The organism is Phenylobacterium soli, assembly GCF_003254475.1.
In the GTDB taxonomy this organism is placed as follows: domain Bacteria; phylum Pseudomonadota; class Alphaproteobacteria; order Caulobacterales; family Caulobacteraceae; genus Phenylobacterium; species Phenylobacterium soli.
Genome location: NZ_QFYQ01000012.1, coordinates 1 through 458 on the forward strand (window position 1 = coordinate 1; position 458 = coordinate 458).

Annotated in this window: 1 protein-coding gene; it reads right to left on the bottom strand. The window is 64.2% G+C overall.

Annotated elements, in window-relative coordinates; translation table 11 throughout:
• On the bottom strand, positions 1–418 hold a 418-nt coding region (locus DJ017_RS19920), incomplete at its 3' end, for a GntR family transcriptional regulator (protein WP_264371507.1).
• Positions 419–458: the final 40 nt, after the last annotated feature.

Consider the following 458-nt stretch of genomic DNA (forward strand, 5'->3'; position numbering starts at 1 on the left):
CGTGGGTGTGCAGGCGCGCCAGCGCCTCCTCGACCAAGGTGTTCCCGGCCGTCCTGGCGATCACGTCGTGGAATCGTTTGTCCAACTGCGCAAACCGCCCGTAGGCGAGTTCATCGCCTTCGCCCGCCGACATCTCACGCTCCAGGCCGCGCAGGACGTCCAGCACTTCAGGCGTCATGTTTTCCGCCGCTTTCTCGGCGGCATAGGGCTCCAGGAGGAGACGGAGGTCGTACAGATCCTCGAACTGTTTGGCGCTCAGCTGCGAGGCGGCGCGGTAGCCGATCAGGTGCGTCTTGACGACGAGACCTTCGTTCTCCAGGCGCGCCAAAGCCTCGCGGATCGGAGTCTGAGAGACCCCCAACTCGCGAGCCAGCACATCGATCTTGATGCGTGAGTCGGGCGGGATCTGCAGCGACATGAGTCGCGCAAACAGAGCGTTGTAGACCTCGTCGCCCAGG